Consider the following 24,199-nt stretch of genomic DNA (forward strand, 5'->3'; position numbering starts at 1 on the left):
CCCCGTTTCCGGGAGCCACCTCAATGTTTCAGGATCAGGCCGGATCAGCTGGGGGAGAATTCGGGATAGGCTTCCATCCCCAGCTCCGACATATCCAACCCGTTCACTTCATCTTCTTCGCCAACCCGGATCCCTGTCACAGCACGCAGGATCAGCCAGACCACAGCGGAGGAGATCACGACGAAGAGCGCGATCACCACAATACCGGTCAGCTGGGTGACGAGGCTCGCTTCGGGGTTGGTCAGAACCACCGCGATGGTGCCCCAGATCCCGGCAACCAGGTGAACCGGGATGGCGCCGACCACGTCATCAATCTTCATCTTGTCCAGCATAGGCACAACGAAGACCACGATGACACCGCCGGCAGCACCGATCAGGGTCGCCATACCAAGGGTTGGGGTCAGCGGCTCAGCCGTGATCGAGACCAGACCTGCCAGCGCGCCGTTCAGCACCATAGTGAGATCCGGTTTCTTGAACAGCAGCTGCGTCAGCAGCAGGGCGGCAACCGCTCCACCCGCCGCAGCGGCGTTGGTGTTGGCAAAGATACGGCTCACATCGGCGACATCTCCCACGGTGCCCATGGCCAGCTGCGATCCACCGTTAAAGCCGAACCAGCCGAGCCACAGGATGAAGGTACCCAATGTGGCCAGTGCCAGATTGGAGCCCGGCATCGGGATGGTTTTGCCCGCTTTGTATTTGCCCAGACGCGGGCCAAGGATCAACGCGCCGGTCAGCGCAGCCCAGCCGCCTACGGAATGCACCACAGTGGAGCCGGCAAAGTCGAGGAAACCCATCTCATCCAGGAAGCCACCGCCCCATTTCCAGCTGGCCTGCAACGGGTAGATGACCGCAGTCAGCACGATCACAAAGGCGAGGAACGGCCAGAGCTTCACCCGTTCTGCCATTGTGCCGGACACGATCGAGGCGGTCGTGGCGCAGAACATTAGCTGAAAGAAGAAATCGGATCCCGTTGAGGCATAGGAGTAATCATCCGCCTGCTCTGAGGTGATGCCGACCGCTTCCAGCACGCCCGGCCCCCAGACACCCGACAGCACGCCTTCAATCGACCAAGTGCCCAGCGGATACATCAGGTTGTAGCCAATCAGGTAGTAAAAGATCGCCGCGAGCGAGAACAGCGCAACGTTTTTGGTCAGCTGCATGGTGACGTTCTTGGACCGGACAAGCCCTGCCTCCAACATGGCAAAACCGGCCGCCATCCAGAACACGAGGAAGCCGCCGACCAGAAACAGCAGTGAGTTGAGGATAAACACGGTATCGGTTGCCGCAGCACCGGCAGGGGCCGCAGCGGCGGTCTCTTGGGCGAGGGCGAGGCCGGGCAGGGCCAGCGTCGCCACCGCTGCAAGGGAAAGGGTTGATTTACGCATAAGTGATTTCCTTCCTTTGCGCGTCTTCACAGCGCGTCGTGATTGGTTTCGCCGGTGCGCACGCGGATTGCCTGCTCAACGTCGAGAACAAAGATCTTGCCATCACCGATTTTGCCGGTGCGGGCGGTCTGGGTGATGGTGTCGACCACTTGGTCAGCGAGCCCGGAAGGCACCACCAGATCCAGCCGCACCTTGGGTACGAAATTCACCTCGTATTCCGCGCCGCGATAGATTTCCGTGTGGCCTGACTGGGCGCCGAACCCCTTGATTTCCGTGACCATCAGCCCGGACACGCCGATGGATGTCAGTGCTTCACGGACCTCCTCCAGCTTGAACGGCTTGATGGTTGCTATGATCATTTTCATCCCCGAACCCCTGTCATGATGACGGCGCGTGATGAGAGCGCCTGAACTGTTTGCAGGTGCAGCAAATCCGCAGAACCGAGTCGGTGGAACGTTTTGAGGGCGGTTTCAGGGGGGTGTCGCAGCGGGACGGTGAAAAAATAGGCGGTCTTTTGCTGCTGCGCTTAAAAAACACCCGGCTTGCAGAGGGGAATTGCGGTCAATCTGCCCCTCAACAAAGCAGAGCAGACGGGGTATTGTCCGCAAAACGGGCAAACCGGGCAGGATCTGGAAGATGGCACAAGGAACGCGGCGCCGACCTCTGGTCGCAGACAAGCGCTACGCGACAGCGGGGCGCGGCACGCAGGGCAAAGCATCTGCGCGCAAGGCCAAACCACGGCCAAAATCTGCGCCCAAAGCGCGGAAATCGGGCTGGTTCACTCTGTTCAGCGGCGGAGGGAAAACCGGTGGCAAAGCTGGCAGCACAAGGGGCGGCAGCGGGGGCGGCGGCAGAGGACCACGCAAACCGCGAAAGCCCAAGACCCTGTTGGGCCGCCTCTTGGCGCTGATCCTGGCGCCATTTCGCTGGGCGTTCCGGCTCGCCTGGGGGTTCACCTGGCGCATTGGCATGATCTCCACCGCGCTGGTGGCGCTGGCTGTGGGCTATCACTACATGAAACTGCCCGAGGTCGCCGAACTGCTGGACGGGCGGGCGCGGGGGTCCGTTACCCTGACCGACCGCAATGGCGAGGTCTTTGCTTGGCGCGGAGATCAATTTGGTGGCGTGGTCACCAGCGAAACCGTGTCGCCCTACCTCAAAAACGCCATCGTCGCGACCGAGGACAAACGGTTCTACCGCCACTTCGGGGTGTCGCCACGCGGTGTCGCCAGTGCCGTGCGCATCAACTTGCGTGAGGGACGCGGGCCGCTATCCGGACATGGTGGCTCCACCATTACCCAGCAGACCGCCAAACTGCTCTGTCTTGGTGTGGTCTTTGATCCGACGGAATGGGAGAGCGAGCGCGCTTATGAGCGCGATTGCCGCCAGGGCTCACTTTGGCGCAAGGCCAAGGAGGCCATCTTTGCGATGGCGATGGAGGCCAAATACACCAAGGATGAGATTCTCTCGATCTATATGAACCGCGCTTATCTGGGCGGTGGTGCTTACGGTGCAGAGGCGGCAGCGCAGCGCTATTTCGGCAAATCCGCCAATCAGGTTGATGCGTCTGAGGCGGCGATGCTGGCGGGTCTGCTGACCGCACCATCGACGCTGGCACCGACCAACAATCTGCAACGCTCGCAGGATCGCGCCGCCACCGTGCTGCGGCTGATGCAGGAGCAGGGCTATCTGACGACGTCTGAAATGCGTTCGGCACAAAACAGCCCCGCCGTGCTGAGCGAGGCCGCCGCCGCCCGCGCCGGGGGGTATTTCGCCGATTGGGTGATGGATACGATTCCTGATTTCTTTGGCAGTGAGACAACCGAAGATGTGGTGATCCGCACCACCATTGACCAGCGCCTGCAACGCGCGGCCGAGGATGCGCTGAACCATGTCTTTGATACCAAGGTCCGCGAAGGCTCCAAGGCGCAGGCCGCCATCGTGGTGATGAGCGCGGATGGTGCCGTGCGTGCCATGGTTGGCGGGCGCAAGTCTCGTGTCTCTGGTGTGTTCAACCGCGCCACACAGGCCAAGCGTCAGACCGGTTCGGCCTTCAAACCCTTTGTCTATGCCACGGCGCTGGAGCTGGGGTATTCGCCGCTCGACCGGGTGCTGGACGCGCAATATTGCCTGGATGTACCGGGCTCCGGCCAGTGGTGCCCCAAGAACTACACCCGGAAATTCTATGGCGAGGTGACCTTGGCGCGGGCTTTGCGCGACTCGCTGAATGTTCCGGCGGTGAAAGTGTCCGAGGCCGTGGGCCGCGATCTGGTGCGCCGTGTCGCCGGCGACTTCGGGCTCGACAGTGAATTGGCCGCTGGCCCGGCGCTGGCGCTTGGCGCATCGGAAAGCACACTGCTTGAGATGACAGGGGCCTACGCCGGTATTCTGAATGGCGGTTCATCTGTGACGCCCTATGGTGTCACCGAACTGACGTTGATCGGTGACAATACACCTATGATGGGGGCAAGTGGCGGTCTTGGTGAGCGGGTGATCCAGACCAAGGCGGCGCGAGAACTGATCTGGATGATGGAGCAGGTGGTTTCACAAGGCAGCGGTCGTCGCGCCCAGATTCCCGGCTGGCAGGCCGCCGGTAAGACCGGCACCACCCAGGCCGCGCGCGATGCCTGGTTTGTGGGCTTCACCGCAGATTACGTGGCCGGTGTCTGGATGGGCTATGACGACAACACGCCGCTTTCCGGTGTGACGGGTGGTGGCTTGCCCGCTGATATCTGGCGCGAGGTCATGGTCCGGGTGCATGACGGGCTGCCGCCCAAACCCCTGCCGATGATCGCGCCCAAACCCATCGCCCCGCCGCCGCAACCACAACCCCAACGCCGTCAGCGACCAAACGTCGGGCAGGAGCTGGGCCGTGCCGTGGACGGGTTGCTGCGCGATATCTTCGGGAATTGATCTGGCATGACCCTTGCTGATCCCTTGGCCATAAGGTCTGCGCGCCCAGGTGACGAAACCGGGATGAGCTCTGTACTGACGGAAGTGCTGCGCGATTGGAACAGCGCCCGGCCCGGTGACTCGCTGCATGTATTGGGCGCCTATGTCAGCCATCCTGACCGGATCGAGTGCGCGGTTTGCGAAGGTCCTGACGGGATTGTCGGGTTTCAGTCTCTCAGGCTCGCGGTTCCCGGCAACGCCTATGAGGTCGAGCCGGGGTGGGGGATCATCGGAACCTATGTGCGGCTCGATATGGGGCGGCAGGGAATCGGTCAGGCACTTTTCGACCACAACCTGCGCGCTGCTCAAGCAGCGGGGCTAAGCTGGATCGAGGCGACCATCGGCGCCGACAATCTCAGGGCGCAGGCGTATTATGATGACATGGGGTTTCAGACCTACCGAATAGAAGACGGCGCTGTGCGCAAACGCTGTGCGGTGTCGCCTCTGACGTGAAATCTGACATGAAAAAGGGGCCGCGTGGCCCCTTTATGACGCTAATCGACGCGTGAGGCGTCAGCCTCTCAGCTCAACCGTTTCAGCTCGGCGATCAGCTTGTTGATGTCACCCTTGTTGCGGTCAAGGATAGCACCAATTTCGGTGCGCTCGGTCAAAAGCAGGTTCACGCCTTCGATGAACATGTTGTAAAACTTGTCGCGTCCGGATTTGTCCGACACGAGGAAGGTGACCTCGAACGGTGCCTGACCTTTCAGCTTGGCCAGCGATTTGATCTCATAGCCTGCTTTGATCTTGCGGGCTGATTGAACCTCGACAGATCCACCAATGAATTCACGGAACCGCTTGCCGTATTTGCGCGAGATATAGCTCTGAAAGGCACCGGTAAAGGCGCGCAGTTCCGAAGCACTGGCGCGGCGGGCTTCGACACCCAGCGCATAGCGGGCCATGATGTTTACATCGGCATATCGCACAAAAATTTTCTCGAAATCGCGGATCATTGCGCTTTCGGACTTTCCGGAGGCGATGACCTTGTTGATATCGCCCACGACGCTGCCAACGAGGTTGCGCGCACCAGCTTCGGTCAGGGCGAGCAGTTTGCCCGGCAGGGCCGCCAAACCAAGAAAGGCAACGCCAGTGGCCAGAAAACTGCGACGGGTCAGAAAATTACTCGGCATAGATGTCCTCATACGGATCTGAATAAGGGTCGCCATAGACCCCTTCGTATTCGCTTTGATCGCCGCCCAACTCAAAACGGCGGTTCTGCAGGTAGATCAGCCGCGCCTGCGCGTAGCTGTCTGCACTCTCATATAAAATCGAGTCGATGGTGTCGGAATATGTGCCACGATCCCCCAGACGACGCACCACCTCGGCATAAACGCCGATGTTGTCGGCTGGATTATGCCGAGCGTAACTGATCGGGTTGGTGAAGAAATCGACCAGAATGCCGGTGCCGTCGCGGGCCGTCGACGGGCCAAAGAACGGCAGTTCAACATAAGCCCCTTCACCAACACCCCAGACGTGCAGCGTCTCGCCAAAATTCGTATCCACCCGAGGCATATTGAAGTCAGAGGCCGGATCACCGAGGCCACCAATGCCAAAGATCGTGTTGACCACAAAGCGCGACATCGCAATGCCGGATTCCTTCAGGTTGCCTTGCAGCAGCGCGTTCACGGCCTGGCCCGGCATCGACAGGTTTTCAGCGAAGTTATTGAAACTCCTGACCATGTCTGGCGGAACAATCGCCACGTAGCCCTTTGCAGCCGGGCGAAAGGCAAAGCGGTCGACACCGCGGTTGAAGTTATGGATCGACCGGTTGGTGTTCTCATAGGGATCAAACACCTCACCCGAGTTGCGCGAGACGCTATCTTGGGTTGCACAGCCTGCCAGTGCCGACGTAACAGTTACCAGGGCCATCAATACAAAAGGTCGCAGCGGGAAGGTCATGCGCTTCGGTGTCCAATCTGTCTGCTGTGGGCATATGCGGACCCACTTATAATGTTTCTCGTCTCTGCCTAGTCAGGGGCTGAGCTTGTTTACACTTTTGTTGCAGATTTGGAACATGTGAAGATCCAGTTTTCTGCGCGCGTGGCTGATACATAGGGCATATCGATAGGGAATTGCAGACCTCTCATGATGAAAACCTCTCATAAATCCGGATTGGAGGAGCTGCGCGCGCATCGCCGCCGCAGTCGCGGCCTCTATTGGTCAGTCGGCATTTTCAGTTTCTTTGTGAACATGCTGATGCTGACAGGCCCTCTTTATATGATGCAGGTCTATGACCGCGTTCTTGGCAGCCGGTCGGTGGCGACCCTTATCGCGCTCTCGCTGTTGGTGGTGTTCCTCTACGGCACCATGGGGGTTCTGGACTACGCGCGGGGCCGCATTCTGGCCCGTGTCGGGGCGCGGTTTCAGGCCGGGCTCGATCAGCGGGTGTTTGATGCGATGATCCGCCGTTCTGCGGTGGCCCAGGATCCGGTGGCCCAGACCGGCCTCAGTGATCTGGAGTCCGTACAGCGTTTGATCGCCTCGCCGGTGCTTGGGGCTGCATTCGACCTGCCCTGGACGCCGATCTTCCTCTTTGGCATTGCTCTGTTTCACCCGTGGTTGGGGATGCTTGCGCTTGGTGGCGGCGCGGTTCTGATTGCCATCGCGGTGCTGAACCAGTTCCTGTCGCGCCGCCCGCAGATGCAAGCCGGCATGTCCGGCCACCGCGCCAATCTGATGTCCGAGGAAATCCGCACCGAGGCGGAGATGATTCAGTCGATGGGAATGCGCCGCGCCGCCTTTCAACGCTGGAAGGCGGGCCGTGATGCGGCCCTTGTCGACAGTGTCACCGCCAGTGATGTCGGCGGTGGCTTCACCACGCTGACCAAGACCCTGCGCCTGTTCCTGCAATCGGCGATGCTGGGTCTGGGCGCCTATCTGGTGCTGCAGAACGAGGTGACGGCCGGGGCGATGATCGCAGGCTCAATCCTGATGGGTCGGGCGCTGGCGCCCATCGAACTGGCGCTTGGCCAATGGGCAATGGTGCAGCGCGCCCTCAAAGGCTGGCGCAACCTCGCCGAGCTGCTCGACAAGGTGCCGGAGGAGGCCGAGCGCACCGAACTTCCCAAGCCCACCGCCAATCTGGAGGTGCAGGCGCTGGCCGTGGTGCCCCCCGGTGACAACCGCCCGCAGCTGCGCAATGTCAGCTTCCGCGTGCAGCCGGGGCAGGCGATTGGCGTGATTGGTCCGTCCGGTTCCGGTAAGTCCACGCTGGCAAGGGCGCTCACCGGGGCCTGGCGCCCGGCGGCGGGCACTGTCCGGCTCGACGGGGCCTCATTGGATCAATACGCGCCGGAGGTGCTGGGTCAGAACATCGGGTATCTGCCGCAACGGGTGCAACTGTTCGAAGGCACCATCGCGCAGAATATCGCCCGGTTGTCGCCTAACCCGGATTCCGAAAAAGTGGTCGCCGCCGCGAAGAAAGCCGCCGCGCATGACATGATCGTGCATCTGCCCGATGGCTACGACACGCATATTACGGCCGGGGGCGGGCGGCTGTCCGGTGGTCAGATGCAACGGGTCGCCCTGGCGCGTGCCCTATATGATGATCCGGTGATCGTCATTCTGGATGAGCCGAACTCAAACCTCGACAATGATGGATCCGTGGCGCTGAACCGGGCGATCAAGCAGCTGAAGGCCGATGGTCACTCGGTGCTGATCATGGCCCATCGCCCCGCCGCCATTCAGGAATGTGACCTGCTGTTGGTGATTGATCAGGGGGTTCAGACCGCCTTCGGGCCCAAGGATAAGGTCCTGCGAGAGATGGTCTCAAACCATCAGAGCATTCAACAGGCAGCGCCGGGAGGTGTGCGATGAACCAGAGCAAAACCGAGACCAATTCCTGGTCCGCCCGCCGCCCGCTGATAATCGGACTGATCGGGGTGATCATCCTGCTTGGCGGTTTTGGCACATGGTCGGTGGCGACGTCGATTGCCGGCGCGGTTGTGGCTTCAGGCCGGATTGAGGTCGACCGCAACCGGCAGGTCGTCCAGCATCTGGACGGCGGCATCGTGCAGGAAATTCTGGTGGAGGAGGGCGACACCGTCGCCGAGGGTGCGGTTCTCCTGCGTCTGGATGCCAAGGAGTTGCGCTCGCAGCTGGTCATCACCGAAGGGCAGCTGTTTGAGCTGATGGCCCGCCGTGCCCGCCTTGATGCGGAGCGCGATAGCGCCGAGACGGTAGAATTCGACACTGAACTGCACGACCTGTCCGAGACCCGGCCAGAGGTGGCCGATCTGATGCAGGGGCAGGTCCGCCTGTTTGAGGCCCGCAAAGATTCCGTCGCGCGCGAGATTGACCAGTTAGAAAAACGACGTACCCAGATCCAGGATCAGATCATCGGCGTCCGTGCCCAGCAGGCCTCGCGGCGCACCCAGCTTGACCTGATTGAGGAGGAACTGACCAATCAGCAATCGCTGCTGGATCGTGGCTTGGCGCAGGCAGGCACCGTTCTGAACCTGCGTCGGACCGAGGCCGATCTGCAGGGCTCGCTGGGCGAGCTGATCGCCACCGAAGCGCAGGCCGAGGGGCGCATCACCGAGATTGATATCGAGATCCTGAAACTCGGCACCCAGCAACGCGAAGAGGCGATCACCCGCCTGCGGGATCTGCGCTATCAGGAGTTGGAACTGGCCGAGACCCGCCGCGCGCTGAAGGATCGTCTCGCACGGCTCGATATCACTGCGCCGGTCTCCGGCATCGTCTATGGCCTACAGGTCCACACGCCCCGCTCAGTGATCCGGGCGGCGGATCCGGTGCTGTATCTGGTACCGCAGGACCGACCGCTGGTGATTGCCGCGCAGGTGGCACCCACGGATGTCGATCAGATCTTTGTCGGTCAGGCGGTAACCCTGCGCTTCCCGGCTCTGGATCAACGTTCGACACCGGAACTGTTCGGCTCGGTGAAACAGATCTCGGCTGATGCGTTTGAGGATCAGGCCAGCAAACTCTCCTATTACCGCACGGAAATCGAACTGAACCCGGGCCAGCTGGAGACCCTGCCAGAGGGCACCGTTCTCATCCCCGGTATGCCGGTTGAGGGCTATATCCGCACCGCTGATCGAACCCCGCTTGGCTATCTGGTCAAACCGCTTGCGGACTACTTTGTCCGCGCCTTCCGGGAAAGCTGAACCGCAAGGCACCGCGCAGTGCGCGTCACGTCACAAAACCGTCCCTTCGGGGGCGGTTTTTTGCTTTCCGCCCTGCCGCTTCCCGGTTAGCGTTCCGCAAAACCTGACGTAAAGGACCACACCCATGGATATCGAAGCCAAACTCAAAGACCTGGGCATTCAGCTGCCAAGCGCACCAGCCCCCGCAGCCAACTATGTGCCCTATGTGGTCGTAGACAATATGGTCTATATCTCCGGCCAGATTTCTGCCGGTCCTGAGGGTCTGATCACCGGCAAATTGGGCGCTGATATGGATGTGCCCGCCGGTCAGAAGGCTGCCCGCCAATGCGCCATCGCCCTGCTGGCGCAGCTGAAAGCCGCCTGTGACGGCGACCTCAATCGCCTGAAGCGCGTCGTCAAACTGGGGGCATTTGTCAATTCCACCGACAGTTTCACCGACCAGCCGCAGGTGGTGAACGGGGCGTCTGACCTCATGGTCGAGGTGCTGGGCGATGCCGGTCGTCATGCTCGCGCTGCGGTCAGCTCGCCCTCGCTACCGCTGGGCGTGGCAGTGGAAATCGACGGCGTGTTCCAGATCTCATGACTTCTGATCTGCCTGCCGCATTCCTGCGCCAGCCCATCACCCATCGCGCGCTGCACGACGTGCGCGATGGTCGCCCGGAAAACAGCCGGGCCGCCATCCTCGCGGCGATTGAGGCCGGGTATGGCATTGAAATGGATCTGCAACTGTCCTCCGATGGGTGCGCCATGGTGTTCCACGACTACAATCTGGAACGGCTGGCCGAGGGTACGGGGCTTGTTGCTGATCACACCCGCGATCAGCTGCGCGCCATCCCTCTCAAGGGCGGTGATGGCGAATGCATCCCGGATCTGGCCGAGATCCTCGACCTGGTTGATGGGCGCGTGCCACTCTTGATCGAGCTGAAGGATCAGGACGGCAATATGGGGCCAAACATCGGCGCGCTGGAGGCCGACACCGCAGACCAGTTGAAAAACTATACCGGCGAGGTCGCGCTGATGTCTTTCAATCCGCATTCCGTGGTCGAACTGGCGCGCTTGGCGCCCGAGCGGCCCCGGGGCCTCACCACCAGCAGCTACAGGGTTGAGCATTGGCCCGAGCTGACGGCGGAGGTCTGCGACCATCTGCGCGCAATCCCGGATTTTGACCGCTCTGGCTCCTGTTTCATCAGCCATGAGGTTGCGGATCTCGCCAGCCCGCGTGTTGGCGAACTGCGCGCCCAGGGGGCGCCGGTTCTATGCTGGACCGTGACCTCCGCCGCGATGGAAAAAGAGGCCCGCAAAATCGCGCATAATGTCACCTTTGAGCGGTATCTTTCTGATATCCCGGCTTGATCCCATCCACGGCGGACCCAGATACTATCTGTCGCGGAGGAACTGAATGGAACAGGCGCAGATTGAAATCGAAGTGCTCGGCGCGCTGTCGCAGCTATCGGCTGAGGAATGGGACGCCTGCGCCTGTCCCGAAGCGGCCGATGGCAGCGCCCCGCTGGATCCCTTCACCACGCACCGGTTTTTGAGCGCGCTGGAGGACAGTGGCTCCGTTGGGCGCGGCACCGGCTGGCAGCCGCAGTATCTGACCGCGCGCCGCGACGGTGTGTTGATTGCCTGCGCGCCGATGTACGCCAAATCCCACAGTCAGGGCGAATATATCTTCGATCACAACTGGGCCCATGCCTATGAACAGGCGGGCGGGCGCTATTACCCCAAACTGCAGATCGCAGCCCCCTTCACCCCTGCCACCGGACGGCGTTTTCTGGTGAAGCCGGAATTCGAAGGTCTGGGCCAGTCAGCACTGGTGCAGGGGGCTGTACAGCTGGCGGCAGACAACCGCGTCTCTTCCCTGCATGTGACCTTCTGCACAGAGGATGAGGCGAAGATGGGCGCCGAGATGGGGCTGATGGCCCGTGTTACGCAACAGTTCCATTGGCTGAACGAGGGCTACCGCAGTTTTGACGATTTCCTCGGTGCACTCTCGTCGCGCAAGCGCAAGACCATCCGCAAGGAACGCGCGCAGGCGCAGGGCTTTGGCGGGGAGATCCGCGCCTATCGCGGCAGCGATCTGCGCCCTGAACATTGGGATGCCTTCTGGACCTTCTATCAGGACACTGGCGCGCGCAAATGGGGGTCGCCCTATCTCAGCCGCGCCTTCTTTGACATCGCCCATGACACCATGGCCGACGATATGGCGCTGATTCTCGCCGAACGCGACGGGATACCGGTAGCGGGTGCGTTGAATTTTCTAGGCCGCGAGACACTTTACGGGCGCTATTGGGGCTGCCGCGAACACCACCCCTGCCTGCATTTCGAACTGTGTTACTATCAGGCCATCGACCAGGCGATTGCCCGCGGGCTGAACCGGGTCGAAGCGGGCGCGCAGGGGGAACACAAACTGGCGCGCGGCTATCTGCCGACGCAAACGCATAGTCTGCATTGGGTGGGCGATCCGGGATTTGCCGATGCCATTGCCCGCTATCTGGAGGCCGAACGCGGCGCCATCGAAGAAGAAATCGAGATCCTGACGGACTATGGTCCGTTCCGCAAACCTCATGTGGAGGAGCAACAATGACGGAAAAACTCTCGGACGCCACCCGTGGCCCACTGCTGGATCCGCTGTTCAGCGCCGGTTGGCAGGTGGTTGACGGCCGTGATGCCATCACCAAGACCTATAAATTTGACAGTTTTGTCGATGCCTTCGGCTGGATGACCCGCGCTGCGATCTGGGCCGAAAAATGGGATCACCACCCGGAGTGGAGCAATGTCTACAACACCGTTACCGTGACCCTGACCACCCACGATGTGGGTGGCATCAGTGCGCTGGATGCAAAACTCGCCCGCAAGATGGAAAGCCTGTTTTAGGGCAAGGTTCCCGGCAGATAAGACCAGAAAAGGCGCGGAATTGTCCGCGCCTTTTGCGTTTCAACTGGTGGGGATCAGCCCATCGCCTCAAGCAGCGCTTCGCCCGCAGACAGCTCGCATTGGCCGGGATTGTCTTCGGCGTTCATGATTTCGACCTTGCCATCGCGTGCCAGCATCGCATAGCGCAGCGAGCGCCCGATCAGACCCGCCGCAGGCGCGTCCAGCCGCATCCCGATCGCATCGGTGAAGCCGCATTCGGCGTCCGATAACATGGTGATACCGGCAGCACCGGCCCCGGTCGCCTCTGACCAGGCCTTCATTACAAAGGGATCGTTGCCCGCAATGCAGATGATCTCATCCACGCCTTTGGCTGTCAGCGCGTCCTTATTGCGGATGAAACTGGGCACATGGGCCGAATGGCAGGTCGGGGTGAACGCGCCCGGCACCGCAAAAATGGCAACTGTGCGCCCTTTGGTCAGCTCGGCCATGCTCACCTGTTCAGGGCCCTCGTCTCCCATGCGGGTCAGAGTCGCCTCTGGCAGGGTTTCTCCAACGGAAATCATGATCTGTTCCTCTCCCGTGATTGTGTTTTATATCCTCACACATATAGGGTCGGGCAGCAGGCATGCCAGTGGGATGTAACAGCCACCAGCCGCAGACCGGGACAGCAGAAAGATAGGGGGAACCATGACCCATTTCGTCGTGATCGGGGCAGGGCAGGCCGGCGCCTCGCTGGTGGCTCAGCTGCGCAAGCAGGGCTTTGAGGGCGAGATTACGCTGATCGGCAGTGAACCTGTCGTACCCTATCAGCGTCCGCCTTTGTCGAAGGCCTATCTGCTGGGTGAACTGGAGCTGGAGCGGCTCTATCTGCGGCCTGAAAGTTTCTATGCCGATAGCAATATCACCCTCAGACTGGGGCAGCAGGTGCAGGCAATTGATCCTGCCGCCAAGACCGTGACCCTCGCGGATGAGGTGCTGCACTACGACCAGCTGGCGCTCACCACCGGGTCCAGCCCGCGCCGTCTGCCTGCCGCCATTGGTGGCGATCTGGGCGGCGTCTACGTGCTGCGCGATCTGGCAGATGTGGACGCCATGGCCCCGGTGGTCAAGGAGCGCGCGCGTACCCTGATTGTGGGCGGCGGGTACATCGGGCTGGAGGCCGCCGCCGTCTGTGCCAAACGCGGGGTCTCTGTCACGCTGGTCGAGATGGCCGGCCGTATCCTGCAACGGGTGGCAGCCCCCGAAACCTCGGATTACTTCCGTGCGCTTCACACGGGCCACGGTGTCGACATCCGCGAAGGCATCGGGCTTGAGCGGCTGGAGGGCGAGAATGGCACCGTCAGCCGCGCCGTGCTCAGCGACGGCTCAACGGTTGAGGTGGATTTTGTAGTTGTCGGTGTTGGCATCACCCCCGCAAGTGATCTTGCAGAGGCTGCGGGCCTGACGCTTGAGAACGGGATCAAGGTGGATGCGCAGGGCCGTACCTCGGATCCGTCCATATGGGCCGCCGGGGATTGCGCATCTTTCCCCTATCGCGGCAACCGTATCCGGTTGGAAAGCGTGCCCAACGCCATTGATCAGGCAGAGGTCGCCGCCCGCAATATGCTTGGCGCGAATGAAACTTATGTGGCCAAGCCGTGGTTCTGGTCCGATCAATACGACGTCAAACTGCAAATCGCCGGCCTCAACACCGGCTATGACAACGTCGTCACCCGCACCGGCAGCGATGGTACCATGTCCTTCTGGTATTACACTGGCGATCAACTGGTCGCGGTGGATGCAATGAACGACCCGCGCGCCTATATGGTGGCCAAACGCCTGATTGAGGCTGGGCGCACCGCCGACAAGGCCGTGGTGGCGGACGTTGAGGCGGATCTGAAACCGCTCTTGCGCGCATGAGGATCATCGCCGGAGACTTTCGGGGCCGCGCGCTCACCAGCGTGGGCAAGGGCGATGCGGGCGCCCACCTGCGCCCCACCACCGACCGTGTGCGTGAAAGCCTGTTTAATGTGCTGTCGCATCTGGTCGATTTCGACGGGCTACGGGTGCTGGATCTGTTCGCAGGCACCGGTGCCCTAGGGCTTGAGGCGCTATCGCGCGGCGCGGCTGAGGCGGTGTTTGTGGATGATGGCCGGGTATCGCAGGGGCTGATCACCAAGAATATTGATCTGCTGCGCATCAAGGACCGCGCCCGTCTCATCCGCCGCGATGCCACCCGCCTGCCGGTCAATGAGGGTGCGCCCTGTGATGTGATCTTCCTCGATCCGCCCTATGGCAAATCGCTGGGGCAAAAGGCGCTGGCCGCCGCGACCAAGGGCGGTTGGCTGGCCGAGGATGCGTTGGTCGTCTGGGAAGAAAGCAGCCCCATGCAGCCCCCCGAAGGTTTCACTCTGCACGACAGCCGCAAATACGGTGACACGCATGTCACCCTTCTGTGGCGCGAGAGCTGAGCATCAGCACAAAAGGACAGCACCATGCCGATCACATATCCCACGCCGAAACTGGTGATTTTTGATTGCGACGGTGTGCTGGTCGATAGCGAAACACTTAGCAATCAGGTGCTTGTCGAAAACCTTGCCCGCCACGGTCTGCAGCTGTCGCTTGCGGACTGCATGGATCTCTTTGTCGGCGGCACCATGCAGGGCGTCATGAAAAAGGCGCAGGAACTCGGCGCGGACCTGCCTGCAAACTGGGTGGATGAGGTCTACGGAGAAACCTACGCCCGTCTGCGGCAGGGCGTGGACCTCGTTCCCGGCATTCCTGATCTTCTGGCGCTCTTGCAAGCGCGGGGCATTGCCTTTTGCGTGGCCTCCAACGGCAGCGAGGACAAGATGCGCATCACCCTTGGCCAGAACGGGCTCTGGGATCAGTTCCATCCCCAGGCGATGTTCTCTGCCCATACGCTCAAGACCGGTAAGCCCGATCCGGATCTGTTCCTTGCAGCGGCCTGTCATTTCGACGTGCAGGCCCGCGACTGTCTTGTGGTTGAAGACAGCGAAAACGGCGCCATCGCCGCCGCCCGCGCAGGCATGCGCTGCCTCGGCTTCGACCCCCACGGCAAGGGCACGCGCCTGAAGCGGCATAATGCCGAGCATATCACCGCCATGTCAGAGGTTCCGCGTCTGATAGGCCTGCGTCCCTGACGGCACTCTCAGGTAGAGTGCGACATTTTCACAGCAATCTATACGCTTTGTTCAGCGGAACTCCCAACAGTCCAATCGCAGGATTTACAAGGTCCCATGTTGGACATATTCGGCCTGTGAAACGGACGATCTATCGTTCCGTTCAGCATCTCATTTCAGATGCCCAGAATTGATGTAGGACATGATATGAAACTTAATCTCCGCATTGGCCTGGCCCTTGCCAGCGCCTTGGCCCTGTCGGCCTGCGTGTCGCCTGATGTTGTCACCAAAACGCAGGTGGGGGATGCCAAGCTGACCTGCACCGAAATCACGGTGCAGCTGAACCAGCTGGAAGAGATCCGCAAAGAAGCCAAGAAGGGCAAGAGCATGTCCGGCGAGAATATCGCAGCCGCGCTGTTGTTCTGGCCCGCGGTGATCGGCAACCATTCCAACGCCAAGCAGGCGCTTGAAGCCGCGAATGAGCGTCACGAGGTTCTGGTTGCCTTGGCAGAACGCAAACGCTGCAAGCTCTGATACCGGTACGGGGCAATCTGTATCGCTGAACGACAAAGGGGCGCGCCAGATGGCCCGCCCTTTTTTTTAGTGGAGTGATACGGTCTCAGCCGTAGGTCGGGTGAAACTTGCCCGCAGGCGACAGGGTGAAAATCTCAGCACCATCTGCCGTCACCCCGACCGAATGTTCAAACTGCGCAGACAGCGATTTGTCGCGGGTCACGGCGGTCCATTCATCGGCCAGAATCTTGGTTTCCGGACGGCCAAGGTTCACCATCGGCTCGATGGTGAAGAACATACCTTCCTCCAGCACCGGACCGGAGCCTGCGCGGCCATAGTGCAGCACGTTGGGCGGGGCATGGAACACCTGACCCAGACCGTGGCCGCAGAAATCCCGCACCACGCTCATACGCTGCGCTTCCACATAGGACTGGATCGCATGGCCAATGTCGCCAAAGGTATTGCCGGGTTTCACCGCCTCGATCCCCTTCATCAGGGAGTCATGGGTGACCTGGATCAGCCGCTCGGTTTTGCGCGATAGCTTGCCCGCCACATACATGCGGCTGGTGTCGCCAAACCAGCCATCGACGATGACGGTCACGTCGATATTCAGGATGTCGCCATCCTTCAGCTTCTTGTCGCCGGGAATCCCGTGACAGACCACATGGTTCACGCTGATACAGCTGGCGTGCTGATAGCCCTTGTAGCCGATGGTGGCCGAGGTCGCGCCTGCGTCCTCCACCATCTGGGTGATCAGCCGGTCCAGCTCGCCAGTGGATTGCCCCGGCACGACATGGGCTGCAATATCGTCAAGGATCCGGGCCGCCAGCGCCCCAGCCGCGTGCATTCCCGCGAAATCACCGGGTTCATAGATACGGATGCCGTCTTTTGTGGTGCGGCCGTCTTTCGATCTCATCAGATGAGGCTCCATCGGGTGTCTTTGACATAGCTATGTAAGCGGTTCGCGCGAAAAGGGCCAGAGCCGGCACGGCCGCCTGCCGGGAACTTTTTTCCACATAGGCGCGTTTCCCTCCCTGACGAATTGCAATCGCACGACGGAGGACCCCGCAGCCATGGACAGCATGAATGCCCTGATGGAGACTGAAATCTACAACGGAAAATCGCTGGCGGATTTGGTCACGCTGGAATTTCTCGCCCAGGCCATGGGCAGCGTGCTTGCAGCCATCGTGATCCTGCTGGCCGGGTTCATCGTCGCGAGCTGGGTCAAACGCCGGATTGTGCAGATCGGCGACAGCCATGCCAGCCTTGATGTGACGCTATTCCACTTCCTCGGCAATCTGGCGCGCTATGTGATTCTGGCCTTTGCGGTGCTGTTTGTGCTGAACACATTTGGGGTGCAGACCACCTCCATAATTGCCGCCATCGGTGCGGCGGGCCTGGCCATTGGTCTGGCCATGCAAGGCGCGCTGTCCAACGTCGCCGCCGGCATCATGCTGATCCTGTTCCGCCCGTTCAAGCTGGGCGATTTCATTGAGGTGAATGACGAAATGGGCACGGTGAAGGAAATCACCCTGAACAACACCGTGATCGCCAGCCTCTCCAACCTGAAGGTGATTATTCCCAACTCCGAGGTTTGGGGCAACACGATCACCAATTATTCCGAGTTTGACACCCGCCGGGCTGAATGGAATTTCGGTGTTGGCTATGGGGCGAACCTCGCCACCGCCGAACAGGTGATCCGCGACACCATCATGTCCGACAGCCGCTCGCACGCAGAGCCGGAGCCGTTCATTCAGGTCAACAATCTCAACAGCAGCTCGGTGGATTTCCTGGTGCGCGTCTGGGTCGATGCGGCGGAGTATTTTCAGTATCAGGCCGACATGAAACGTAAGGTGAAAGAGGCACTGGACGCGGCAGGAATTGATATTCCCTTCCCGACCCGCACGTTGGTTCAGGCAGGCCCTGATGCGTCGCAGCAGGCTTCAGAAGACGGCGATCAGCAGGACAGCGCTGGAAACCGCAACGAGGCCGCTGCCTGAGGGATCAGCCCGCGATCACGCCCGCAATCTCAACGCCTTGCGGGCTGATGTGGGTGCTGATCACCAGACGCTCCACACCGGTAGCCGCCGCCGCATCCCAAGCGGCGGCATAGATCGGGTCGATGTCGTGGGCAATCTCAAAGCGATCACAATCCTCGCGCTGCACCAGATAGAGCAGCACCGCCCGGTGGCCGGCCCGGCACATATCCGCCAGGTTGCCCAAATGTTTGGCGCCGCGCGCGGTGACGCTATCGGGGAATTCCGCCAGACCGGGCTGGCGCGATAGGGTGACGCTTTTGACTTCGACATAGCAATCGGGCAGGCCGGGCAGGCCGGGCTGGCTCAGCAGGAAATCAATGCGGCTCTTCTCGGCGTATTTCACCTCGGCCCGGACCGTTTCATAGGCCGATAGCGCTGCGATCTGGCGCGCCTCCAACGCCGATTTCAACGCGCGGTTTGGCACAGATGTATCCACACCCACCAGGGTGCCACCGGCAACCTCGACCAGCCGCCAGCCGTATTTCAGCTTTTTCTTCGGATCGTCATTCGGCTCCAGCCAGACCGCGCTGCCGGGCTCGGCCAGCCCGAGCATCGAACCGGGGTTGGCACAATGGGCAGTCACCTCGCGCCCATCCGGCAACTGGCAGTCCGCCAGAAACCTTTTGTAGCGTCGGATCAGCACGGCGGGCAGGAGAGGGGTTTGAAAGCGCATGTGACTGGGCCTATACCTGCGCTATCATTGGATCAAGAGGAGGAGCGCAGATGGCAAACCCAACCGCCGCAATGCTGGTGATCGGAGACGAAATTCTGTCCGGGCGCACCCGTGACGCCAATATGTATTACCTCGCCGGTGAACTGACAAAACACGGCATCGACCTGCAAGAGGTTCGGGTGATCAGCGATGATGCGGCTGCGATCATCGCGGCTGTCACGGCGCTATCCGACAGCTATGACCATGTCTTCACCAGCGGAGGCATCGGCCCCACCCATGATGACATCACCGCCGATTGCATCAGCAAGGCCTTTGGTGCGCATCTGGACGTGCGCGATGATGCCCGTGCGCTGTTGCAGGCCCATTACGACAAATCCGGGCAGGAGCTGAACGCCGCCCGCCTGCGGATGGCTCGGATCCCCGATGGCGCGACACTGATCGAAAACCCGGTGTCCACTGCGCCCGGTTTCACCCTGCGCAATGTGCATGTGATGGCCGGGGTGCCCAGCGTGTTTCAGGCCATGGTGGCCTCGGTCCTGCCGACGCTTACGGGCGGCGCGCCGCTTCTGTCGCAGACCCTGCGGGTACAGCGCGGCGAGGGCGATATCGCGCCCATCCTGACCGCCATTGCCGAGGCTTATGATGACCTCTCCATCGGCTGTTACCCGTTCCAGCAGAACGGTGCCTTTGGCGCCAATGTGGTGGTGCGCGGTGCCGACGGCGCGCGGGTGGATGCGGCGATTACGGCGCTGGCGCGGGATCTTGATCTTTGACCACCGCTCCCTCTTTGACCGACCCCAAATATTACGACGTCACTGATCACACCTGGCCCGCCGCCGAGATGCGGCAGCTTGGCCCGGTTACCCTGCGCCGGGGCGATGGCGGTGGCAGCCGTGTCTCCGCAGCAACCGTCATCACAGGCCACGCAAGCGAGGCAGAAATCACCGGCGCTGAACAGGCGATGTCGGAGATGGGACAGGATTCTCTGTTCATGATCCGCGATGGTCAGGACGCCCTTGATGCGCAGCTCGCCGCGCGGGGCTATGTGATCAAGGATCCGGTGGTGCTCTGGACCTGTCCCGTCGAACCGCTCTGCCATGTTGAAATCCCGCCGGTTACCGCCTTCTGTGTGTGGGAGCCTCTGGCCATTCAGCATGAGATCTGGGCCGCAGGCGGCATCGGTCCCGAGCGCTTTGCGGTCATGCAACGGGTGGAGGGGGCCAAGACCTCGCTGTTGGGCCGCTGTGATGATGCGCCGGGCGGCACCGGCTTTGTAGCGATCCACGGTGGCACCGCCATGGTCCACGCGCTGGAAATTCTGTCACATCAGCGGCGCAAGGGCATGGGCGTCTGGATGATGCACCGCGCTGCGCAATGGGCCGCCGATCAGGGTGCGCGCGAACTGGCGGTTCTCTGCACCGAGGCCAACGCCGGGGCAAACGGTCTATATGCCTCACTTGGCATGCTGCGCGCCGGGCGTTACCACTATCGGCACAACCCAAAGGGAGTGTAACCAATGACCCGCGACACCGACGCACCCACAGCACTTGATCTGCCGATGGTGGACCCGCTTCCGCCCGAGACACAGAAGTATTTCGACATCTGCCAGGAGAAGCTGGGCATGGTGCCCAACGTGTTGCGCGCCAATGCGTTCGACATCGACAAGCTCAACGCCTTTACCGGGATGTATAACGACCTGATGCTGGCGGACAGCGGCCTGTCAAAGCTGGAACGCGAGATGATCGCGGTGGTCGTGTCTTCCATCAACAGCTGTTTCTACTGCCTCGCAGCCCATGGCGCTGCGGTGCGTCAACTGTCGGGTGATCCCAAGCTGGGCGAGATGCTGGTGATGAACTACCGCGTTGCCCCGTTGGAGCCCCGCCAGCGCGCCATGCTGGATTTCGCCGCCAAGGCAACCAGGGCCAGCGCCGAGATCGAAGAGGCCGACCGCCAGATCCTGCGCGACCACGGGTTCAGCGACCGCGATATCTGGGACATCGCCAATGTCACCGGGTTTTTCAACATGTCCAATCGGGTTGCCAGCGCCACCGGCATGGTGCCCAACGACGCCTATCACGCGCAGCACCGGTGATCCGTCGCGCTGTCTTTGCCGCCCGGCGGCTGACGCCTGCGGTGGCGGGGCTGCTCTGCGCGGCCCTGCCATCGTTTGTAGCAGCCCAAGGGATCGAACTGCCCCCCGGCGCCCGCCAGCTGGCCGAGCGCGCTACCGCCCTTGGCAGCTACGCGGTGCCGCTGGGCCCTGCCAGCGACGATGGTGTGCCAGAACGCCAGGTGGAAGGGCAAATCCTGCGCCGCAGCTGGCGGATTTCCGGTGATGCCACGGTGCTGCAGGTGCTGGCCCCCCTGCGCGCGCACTTGGTCGAGGCGGGGTATGAACTGCTCTATCAATGCCCCGCGCGCAGCTGTGGCGGCTTTGATTTTCGCTTCGATATTGAGGTGATCCCCGCCCCGGACATGACCGTGGATGTCAGCAACTACAGCTTTGTTGCGGCTGAGCATCCCGACGGGCGCATCGTCACACTCTTGGTCTCGCGCTCTGGCAACGCCACCTTTGTGCAGGTGATTGAGGTCACGCCCGAAGGTCTCAGCACGCCGGTCATCACAGATGGCATCACTCCGGCAAGCGGCGGCACCGACGCAGCCCCGACCGTCGCGCTGCCACTCATTGGCGCGGCAGAGCTGATCACCGGGTTGCGCCGCAACGGGCGGGCGGTATTGGCGGATCTGGAGTTTGAAACCGGCGCCGTGACACTGGGGGCAAAACCCTATGACAGCCTTGCGGCCCTTGCGGAGTTTCTGATCCAGAATCCGGATTTTGATGTGCTCCTGGTCGGGCATACCGATACGGTGGGGTCGCTGGAGCAGAATATCGCGATTTCTGAACGCCGCGCCGATGCGGTGCGCCGCCGCCTGCTGGCCGATAGCGCGGTTGACCGTGCACGGGTCGCGGTGGCAGGCGCGGGCTTCATGGCGCCGCTGACCACGAATCTCACCCCCGAGGGACGCGAGGCCAATCGCAGGGTAGAAGTGGTGCTGATCAGACGCTGATGTGGTGCGGTCCAACTCGGCCTTTCGGGCAGATACAGAAAACCCGGCACAACGGCCGGGTCCTGTCCAATTCCAAAGAGGTGCGCCTTACCAGGTGATGCCATCCTTGTCGGCAAAGGCATTGGCGAGGAAGTCGATAAAGGCCCGCACCTTGGGCTGGGTGAAGCGGCCGGGAGGGTAGACCGCATAGATGCCTTGGGTCTCCATCGGCAACGAGGGCATGACGTCCTCGACCAGCCCCTCGGCCATGGCATCGGAGTAGAGATAGCTTGGCAGATAGGCGATCCCCAGACCGGAAATGGCGGCATTCAGCAGCGATTGCCCGTCATTGACCGATAGCCAGCCGGAGGTCCGCACCTGCCGCTTTTCGCCCGACGGCGCGGTGATCTTCCACATGCTGCCGCTTGACTGGTTCGAATAATGCAGCAGCTTGTGCATGTTAAGATCGTCGATTTTCTGCGGACGGCCGAATTTCTCCAGATAGGCGGGGGAGGCGATCATCCGCTTGGTGGTTTCGGTCAGTTTGCGCGCCCGCAGAGAGCTGTCTTCCAGCTCACCAATCCGCAGCGCCATGTCGAACCCTTCAGAGATCAGCTCTACATAGCGGTTGTTCAATACCATATTGACGGTGATGTCAGGGAAATCGCGCAGGAAGTCCGACAGCACCGGCGACAGGTGGTTGACGCCAAAATCCGTCGCCACCGAAATCCGCAACAGCCCGGAAGGCGCAGATTGCATCGAGGTCACCAGCGCATCCGCTTCACCGGCATCATTCAGGACACGGCGCGCCCGATCATAATAGGCCAGACCAATTTCTGTGGGCGATACGCGCCGCGTGGTCCGGTTCAGCAGCCGCGCGCCCAGCCGGGCCTCAAGGCTGGACACATGTTTGGACACCGCCGATTTGGATATCCCCATTTTCTTTGCCGCATCGGTGAATCCGCCCTGATCCACCACATTGGCAAAGGCCTCCATTTCGGTCAGTCGATCCATGGCGTTCGCGTCCTTATCCATCCGAGTTCCCCTATTTTTCGCGGTGAAATCGGGCAAGAACGGGGCAGGGATGGGATAATTGCGAGGTTATTCACCCATAGTTTACCAGCTGGAAACACCTGCAGCTCTGCCCGAATATCGCATTAGTGGTCGAAGCCACTATGTTGAGAGGGGCTTACACCAATGGGAGGACATCTTATGAATGCGATGATCAGATCCACGATGAGAACCACGCTGGCGGCCCTCGTCGCCTGTGCCCTACCGGTTTCCGCGGCCTTGGCCGGTGGTGAAACCCCCGCACCGGAGGGGGCGGAGGTCTACTTTGTGATGCCCAAGGATGGCGATACAGTTTCATCCCCGGTCACCGTGGTCTTTGGCCTGCGCGGTATGGGCGTGGCACCGGCAGGGACGGAGAAAGAGAACACCGGCCATCACCACCTGCTGATCGACCGCCCGCCACTTGGCGAGGGCGAGGATGGTGCGGATGAGCTGTCCTACGGCCTGCCATCGGATGAAAACCACATCCATTTCGGCGGCGGACAGACCGAAACTACGCTGGATCTGGCACCGGGTGAACATACGCTGCAGCTGGTGATGGGTGATTACGGCCACGTCCCTCATTCGACACCCATCGTCTCAGAGGTGATCACCATCAAGGTTGAATAGGCGGGGCAACGGGCGGCGATACTTCGGCGTAGGGCGAAGCATTCCCCGCATCCTGCCTGCTAGATCAGGGGCGTATTTTCCAGCAAAGGACGCCCCTGATGCTCACCTGTGTTATCCGCTACCATATCGACCCCACCAAACGTGAGGATTTCGCCACCTACGCCCGCAACTGGGGGCAGGCAATTCCGCGATGTGGTGCGGATCTCATCGGCTACTACGCCCCGCATGAGGGCTCATCAACGCTGGCCTATGGCATCTATGATGTGGCAAACCTTGCCGAATACGAAGCCTACCGCGCGCGCCTCGCAGCCGACCCGCTGGGGCGTGAAAACTATGCCTTCGCCCAGGAGCGCCGCTTTATCCTGCGTGAGGACCGCACCTGGCTGAAAAAAGTCTCTGACCCGGAAGGATCCACAGGATGATTGCCGTTATCTTCGAGGTCGAAATCAAGGACGGCGCCAAGGACCGCTACCTTGAGATCGCAGCCGACCTGAAACCCCTGTTGCAGGAGATTGAAGGTTTCATCTCCGTCGAACGGTTCCAGAGCCTCACAACACCGGGCAAACTCCTGTCGCTGTCCTTCTGGGAAAGCGAGGAAGCCGTGGCCAACTGGCGCCGCCTCAGCGCCCACCGCGCGGGGCAGGCCGAGGGCAGAGAGAGCGTGTTCAGCGACTACCGCCTGCGGGTGGCAGGCGTGCTGCGCGACTACGGCATGGACCGGCGCGATGAAGCCCCCGCCGATGCCCGCGCGGCCCACGATCCTGTTGTCACGTGAAACACA

The 24,199-nt window shown here is 61.3% G+C and carries 28 protein-coding genes; 20 read left to right on the plus strand and 8 right to left on the minus strand.

The genetic code is table 11. The features are described 5' to 3' along the window. Window positions 1-44 precede the first annotated feature (44 nt). Window positions 45-1,385: an ammonium transporter gene (locus tag INHI_RS0119690; RefSeq protein WP_014875823.1), complete on the minus strand. Its 1,341-nt coding sequence runs from the start codon at window positions 1,383-1,385 to the stop codon at window positions 45-47. Between the two features lie 26 nt (window positions 1,386-1,411). Continuing rightward, the gene (locus tag INHI_RS0119695) at window positions 1,412-1,750 is read right to left on the minus strand and encodes a P-II family nitrogen regulator (protein ID WP_014875822.1); all 339 of its coding nucleotides are present in this window, start codon (window positions 1,748-1,750) and stop codon (window positions 1,412-1,414) included. Window positions 1,751-2,021: 271 nt separating this feature from the next. Between INHI_RS0119695 and INHI_RS0119700 the strand changes: the two genes are divergently transcribed. Continuing rightward, window positions 2,022-4,298, plus strand: coding sequence for a transglycosylase domain-containing protein (locus tag INHI_RS0119700; protein ID WP_014881100.1), 2,277 nt, complete (start codon window positions 2,022-2,024; stop codon window positions 4,296-4,298). 63 nt (window positions 4,299-4,361) lie between these two features. After that, the gene (locus INHI_RS0119705) at window positions 4,362-4,790 is read left to right on the plus strand and encodes a GNAT family N-acetyltransferase (protein WP_254656900.1); all 429 of its coding nucleotides are present in this window, start codon (window positions 4,362-4,364) and stop codon (window positions 4,788-4,790) included. A gap of 68 nt (window positions 4,791-4,858) precedes the next feature. Here the strand turns inward: INHI_RS0119705 and INHI_RS0119710 are convergent, their stop codons facing one another. Further along, window positions 4,859-5,467: an MlaC/ttg2D family ABC transporter substrate-binding protein gene (locus INHI_RS0119710; RefSeq protein ID WP_014875819.1), complete on the minus strand. Its 609-nt coding sequence runs from the start codon at window positions 5,465-5,467 to the stop codon at window positions 4,859-4,861. Further along, complete coding sequence (locus INHI_RS0119715) at window positions 5,457-6,236, minus strand: MlaA family lipoprotein (protein WP_014875818.1); 780 nt, start codon at window positions 6,234-6,236, stop codon at window positions 5,457-5,459. Before INHI_RS0119715 ends, INHI_RS0119710 begins: the two co-directional genes overlap by 11 nt. Window positions 6,237-6,422: 186 nt before the next feature. On the opposite strand from INHI_RS0119715, the gene INHI_RS0119720 reads away from it, so the two are divergent. From INHI_RS0119720 to INHI_RS0119745, 6 genes are all read left to right on the plus strand, one after another. After that, window positions 6,423-8,153 (plus strand): type I secretion system permease/ATPase, encoded by a 1,731-nt coding sequence (locus tag INHI_RS0119720; protein WP_014875817.1) that lies wholly within the window; start codon window positions 6,423-6,425, stop codon window positions 8,151-8,153. Next, window positions 8,150-9,466 carry an HlyD family type I secretion periplasmic adaptor subunit gene (locus INHI_RS0119725; protein WP_014881097.1) on the plus strand — a complete coding sequence of 439 codons (1,317 nt, stop codon included), beginning with the start codon at window positions 8,150-8,152 and terminating at the stop codon, window positions 9,464-9,466. Before INHI_RS0119720 ends, INHI_RS0119725 begins: the two co-directional genes overlap by 4 nt. 124 nt (window positions 9,467-9,590) lie before the next feature. Then, window positions 9,591-10,049: a RidA family protein gene (locus INHI_RS0119730; protein ID WP_027248666.1), complete on the plus strand. Its 459-nt coding sequence runs from the start codon at window positions 9,591-9,593 to the stop codon at window positions 10,047-10,049. Then, window positions 10,046-10,819 (plus strand): glycerophosphodiester phosphodiesterase family protein, encoded by a 774-nt coding sequence (locus tag INHI_RS0119735; protein ID WP_027248667.1) that lies wholly within the window; start codon window positions 10,046-10,048, stop codon window positions 10,817-10,819. Before INHI_RS0119730 ends, INHI_RS0119735 begins: the two co-directional genes overlap by 4 nt. A gap of 46 nt (window positions 10,820-10,865) precedes the next feature. Beyond that, entirely contained in the window at window positions 10,866-12,053 is a 1,188-nt protein-coding gene (locus tag INHI_RS0119740; protein ID WP_027248668.1) for a GNAT family N-acetyltransferase, read from the plus strand. Continuing rightward, window positions 12,050-12,343, plus strand: a complete 294-nt coding sequence (locus INHI_RS0119745) for a 4a-hydroxytetrahydrobiopterin dehydratase (protein WP_014875812.1) — start codon at window positions 12,050-12,052, stop codon at window positions 12,341-12,343. The genes INHI_RS0119740 and INHI_RS0119745 overlap by 4 nt, the downstream gene beginning before the upstream one ends. Before the next feature lie 74 nt (window positions 12,344-12,417). Here the strand turns inward: INHI_RS0119745 and INHI_RS0119750 are convergent, their stop codons facing one another. Continuing rightward, a complete protein-coding gene (locus INHI_RS0119750; RefSeq protein ID WP_027248669.1) occupies window positions 12,418-12,906 on the minus strand; it encodes a peroxiredoxin in 489 nt (162 codons plus the stop codon). Between the two features lie 124 nt (window positions 12,907-13,030). On the opposite strand from INHI_RS0119750, the gene INHI_RS0119755 reads away from it, so the two are divergent. From INHI_RS0119755 to INHI_RS0119770, 4 genes are all read left to right on the plus strand, one after another. Beyond that, a complete protein-coding gene (locus tag INHI_RS0119755; RefSeq protein ID WP_027248670.1) occupies window positions 13,031-14,242 on the plus strand; it encodes an NAD(P)/FAD-dependent oxidoreductase in 1,212 nt (403 codons plus the stop codon). Further along, a complete protein-coding gene (rsmD, locus tag INHI_RS0119760; RefSeq protein WP_014881091.1) occupies window positions 14,239-14,793 on the plus strand; it encodes a 16S rRNA (guanine(966)-N(2))-methyltransferase RsmD in 555 nt (184 codons plus the stop codon). Before INHI_RS0119755 ends, rsmD begins: the two co-directional genes overlap by 4 nt. Window positions 14,794-14,817: 24 nt before the next feature. Then, window positions 14,818-15,486 carry an HAD family hydrolase gene (locus tag INHI_RS0119765; protein ID WP_014875808.1) on the plus strand — a complete coding sequence of 223 codons (669 nt, stop codon included), beginning with the start codon at window positions 14,818-14,820 and terminating at the stop codon, window positions 15,484-15,486. Window positions 15,487-15,672: 186 nt separating this feature from the next. Continuing rightward, a complete protein-coding gene (locus tag INHI_RS0119770) occupies window positions 15,673-15,999 on the plus strand; it encodes a hypothetical protein (protein ID WP_027248671.1) in 327 nt (108 codons plus the stop codon). Window positions 16,000-16,084: 85 nt separating this feature from the next. Here INHI_RS0119770 and map read toward each other — a convergent pair whose 3' ends face one another. Next, complete coding sequence (map, locus tag INHI_RS0119775; RefSeq protein ID WP_027248672.1) at window positions 16,085-16,894, minus strand: type I methionyl aminopeptidase; 810 nt, start codon at window positions 16,892-16,894, stop codon at window positions 16,085-16,087. Window positions 16,895-17,051: 157 nt separating this feature from the next. Between map and INHI_RS0119780 the strand changes: the two genes are divergently transcribed. Continuing rightward, window positions 17,052-17,978 carry a mechanosensitive ion channel family protein gene (locus INHI_RS0119780; protein ID WP_027248673.1) on the plus strand — a complete coding sequence of 309 codons (927 nt, stop codon included), beginning with the start codon at window positions 17,052-17,054 and terminating at the stop codon, window positions 17,976-17,978. A 4-nt stretch (window positions 17,979-17,982) separates the two neighbouring features. Here INHI_RS0119780 and sfsA read toward each other — a convergent pair whose 3' ends face one another. Then, on the minus strand, window positions 17,983-18,690 hold the full coding sequence (gene sfsA / locus INHI_RS0119785) for a DNA/RNA nuclease SfsA (protein WP_027248674.1): 708 nt from the start codon (window positions 18,688-18,690) through the stop codon (window positions 17,983-17,985). A 50-nt stretch (window positions 18,691-18,740) separates the two neighbouring features. Between sfsA and INHI_RS0119790 the strand changes: the two genes are divergently transcribed. The 4 genes from INHI_RS0119790 to INHI_RS0119805 are packed head-to-tail and all read left to right on the plus strand — an operon-like array spanning window position 18,741 to window position 21,759. After that, the gene (locus tag INHI_RS0119790; protein ID WP_027248675.1) at window positions 18,741-19,463 is read left to right on the plus strand and encodes a competence/damage-inducible protein A; all 723 of its coding nucleotides are present in this window, start codon (window positions 18,741-18,743) and stop codon (window positions 19,461-19,463) included. Then, entirely contained in the window at window positions 19,460-20,203 is a 744-nt protein-coding gene (locus INHI_RS0119795; protein ID WP_027248676.1) for a GNAT family N-acetyltransferase, read from the plus strand. The genes INHI_RS0119790 and INHI_RS0119795 overlap by 4 nt, the downstream gene beginning before the upstream one ends. A 3-nt stretch (window positions 20,204-20,206) precedes the next feature. Further along, entirely contained in the window at window positions 20,207-20,782 is a 576-nt protein-coding gene (locus INHI_RS0119800; RefSeq protein WP_027248677.1) for a peroxidase-related enzyme, read from the plus strand. After that, window positions 20,779-21,759 (plus strand): OmpA family protein, encoded by a 981-nt coding sequence (locus tag INHI_RS0119805; RefSeq protein WP_027248678.1) that lies wholly within the window; start codon window positions 20,779-20,781, stop codon window positions 21,757-21,759. The genes INHI_RS0119800 and INHI_RS0119805 overlap by 4 nt, the downstream gene beginning before the upstream one ends. A gap of 87 nt (window positions 21,760-21,846) precedes the next feature. Here INHI_RS0119805 and INHI_RS0119810 read toward each other — a convergent pair whose 3' ends face one another. Then, complete coding sequence (locus INHI_RS0119810; RefSeq protein WP_014875799.1) at window positions 21,847-22,752, minus strand: LysR family transcriptional regulator; 906 nt, start codon at window positions 22,750-22,752, stop codon at window positions 21,847-21,849. 222 nt (window positions 22,753-22,974) lie between these two features. Here INHI_RS0119810 and INHI_RS0119815 point away from each other — a divergent pair, with 222 nt between their 5' ends. The 3 genes from INHI_RS0119815 (at window position 22,975) to INHI_RS0119825 (ending at window position 24,193) form a co-directional block, all read left to right on the plus strand. Further along, entirely contained in the window at window positions 22,975-23,418 is a 444-nt protein-coding gene (locus INHI_RS0119815; protein WP_027248679.1) for a DUF4399 domain-containing protein, read from the plus strand. A 98-nt stretch (window positions 23,419-23,516) separates the two neighbouring features. Next, window positions 23,517-23,840 carry an NIPSNAP family protein gene (locus INHI_RS0119820; protein ID WP_027248680.1) on the plus strand — a complete coding sequence of 108 codons (324 nt, stop codon included), beginning with the start codon at window positions 23,517-23,519 and terminating at the stop codon, window positions 23,838-23,840. Then, window positions 23,837-24,193 carry an antibiotic biosynthesis monooxygenase family protein gene (locus INHI_RS0119825; protein WP_027248681.1) on the plus strand — a complete coding sequence of 119 codons (357 nt, stop codon included), beginning with the start codon at window positions 23,837-23,839 and terminating at the stop codon, window positions 24,191-24,193. The genes INHI_RS0119820 and INHI_RS0119825 overlap by 4 nt, the downstream gene beginning before the upstream one ends. The last annotated feature ends 6 nt before the right edge of the window (window positions 24,194-24,199 follow it).

Source organism: Phaeobacter inhibens DSM 16374 (assembly GCF_000473105.1).
Lineage (GTDB): Bacteria > Pseudomonadota > Alphaproteobacteria > Rhodobacterales > Rhodobacteraceae > Phaeobacter > Phaeobacter inhibens.